Below are 2051 nucleotides of genomic sequence, written 5' to 3'. Positions count from 1 at the left end.
GCGGCCTGTGCCGTCGCATCGTGCCCGGCGCCCGGACCTACCGAACGGACGACGCCCGGCGGATCACCGGGGTCCTCGAGGCCTTCGCCGCCCAGGACCCCGCCGGCCGGGCGGCCTGAACGGGCTCGTCCACCGACCAGTTGGCAAGGGAACCGGAGGGTACCCATGAGGAAACAGCTTGACGAGCTGCTCGACATCAAGGAGTCGGCCCGGGGCGGCCCGGACCCGGAGGCGACGCGGCGCCAGCACGACAAGGGCAAGCTCACCGCCCGCGAACGCATCGAGCTGCTGCTCGACAAGGACTCCTTCCAGGAGATCGAGCAGTTGCGCCGGCACCGCGCGACCGGCTTCGGCCTGGAGACGAGGAAGCCGTACACCGACGGGGTGATCACCGGCTGGGGCACCGTCCACGGCCGGACGGTCTTCGTCTACGCGCACGACTTCCGCATCTTCGGCGGCGCGCTCGGCGAGGCCCACGCCCAGAAGATCCACAAGCTGATGGACATGGCGATCGCGGCGGGCGCGCCGCTGGTGTCGCTCAACGACGGCGCCGGCGCCCGCATCCAGGAAGGCGTCACCGCGCTCGCCGGCTACGGCGGCATCTTCCAGCGCAACACCCGCGCCTCCGGCGTCATCCCGCAGATCAGCGTCATGCTGGGCCCGTGCGCGGGCGGCGCCGCCTACAGCCCGGCGCTGACGGACTTCGTGTTCATGGTGCGCGGCACCTCGCAGATGTTCATCACCGGCCCCGACGTGGTGCGCGCGGTGACCGGCGAGGAGATCGGTCAGGAGGGGCTGGGCGGCGCGGACGTCCACTCCCGGACCTCGGGCGTCGCGCACTTCGCGTACGACGACGAGGAGACCTGCCTGGAGGAGGTCCGCTTCCTGCTGTCGATGCTGCCCGCCAACAACCGCGAGGGCGCCCCGGCCGTGCCCTGCGACGACCCGGCGGACCGGCGCGGCGAGGTCCTGTACGACCTGGTGCCGGCCGACGGCAACCGGCCCTACGACATGCGGGCCGTCATCGAGGAGATCGTCGACGACGGCACCCACCTGGAGGTCCACGAACGCTGGGCCACCAACGTCATCTGCACGCTGGCCCGCCTGGACGGCAAGGTGGTCGGCATCGTCGCCAACCAGCCGCAGTCCCTGGCGGGCGTCCTGGACATCGCCGCGTCCGAGAAGGCCGCGAACTTCGTGCAGACCTGCGACTCCTTCAACATCCCCCTCGTGACCCTGCTGGACGTGCCCGGCTTCCTGCCCGGCGTGGACCAGGAGCACAACGGCATCATCCGGCACGGCGCCAAGCTGCTGTACGCGTACTGCAACGCCACCGTGCCGCGGATCTCCGTGGTGCTGCGCAAGGCGTACGGCGGCGCCTACATCGTCATGGACTCCCGCTCCATCGGCGCCGACCTGGCACTGGCCTGGCCGACCAACGAGATCGCGGTGATGGGCGCGGAGGGGGCGGCGGGCGTCATCTTCCGCCGGGACATCAACGCCGCCGACGACCCCGAGGCGGTGCGCCGGCAGCGGGTCGAGGAGTACAAGGCCGAGCTCATGCACCCGTACTACGCCGCCGAGCGCGGCCTGGTGGACGACGTGATCGACCCGGCCGACACCCGCGAGGTCCTGATCCGCAGCCTGGCGATGCTGCGCACCAAGCACGCCGACCTGCCGATGCGCAAGCACGGCAACCCGCCCCAGTGACACCGGCAACGGAGGTCTTGTGTCCATGAGCACCACGGAGCCCCTCTTCCGGATCGTCCGGGGACGGCCCGACGCCGAGGAACTCGCCGCTCTGACGGCCGTGCTGACCGCGCTCACGCAGCGGGCGGGCGCCGCGGCGGAACCGGCCGCCCCGCGTCCGGCCGCCGCGCGCTGGTTCCGGCTGGAGCGCAACGCCGGATTCCTGGCCTCGCACAGCTGGCAGACCGCCTCGTAGCCGGCCCGTCCGGCACACACGTACGTACCACCGCGGACCACGACAGAACCACGGAGCAGCACGTGTCCTCTCCCCACGCGCCCGACGAGGCGTCGGCACCGCGCGC

Annotated in this window: 2 protein-coding genes; both read left to right on the top strand. The window is 71.9% G+C overall.

Annotation, left to right across the window (positions count from 1 at the left end; translation table 11 throughout):
* Positions 1 to 165: 165 nt before the first annotated feature.
* Positions 166 to 1710 (top strand): acyl-CoA carboxylase subunit beta, encoded by a 1545-nt coding sequence (locus tag H5J33_RS32735; protein WP_181798344.1) that lies wholly within the window; start codon positions 166 to 168, stop codon positions 1708 to 1710.
* A 25-nt stretch (positions 1711 to 1735) separates the two neighbouring features.
* On the top strand, positions 1736 to 1945 hold the full coding sequence (locus tag H5J33_RS32730; RefSeq protein ID WP_181798343.1) for an acyl-CoA carboxylase subunit epsilon: 210 nt from the start codon (positions 1736 to 1738) through the stop codon (positions 1943 to 1945).
* Positions 1946 to 2051 lie beyond the last annotated feature (106 nt).

It is taken from the genome of Streptomyces sp. WELS2 (assembly GCF_013870595.1).
In the GTDB taxonomy this organism is placed as follows: Bacteria; Actinomycetota; Actinomycetes; order Streptomycetales; family Streptomycetaceae; genus Streptomyces.
The sequence above is the reverse complement of the archived record's forward strand: the minus strand, read 5'-3'. Positions and strand labels throughout refer to the sequence as shown.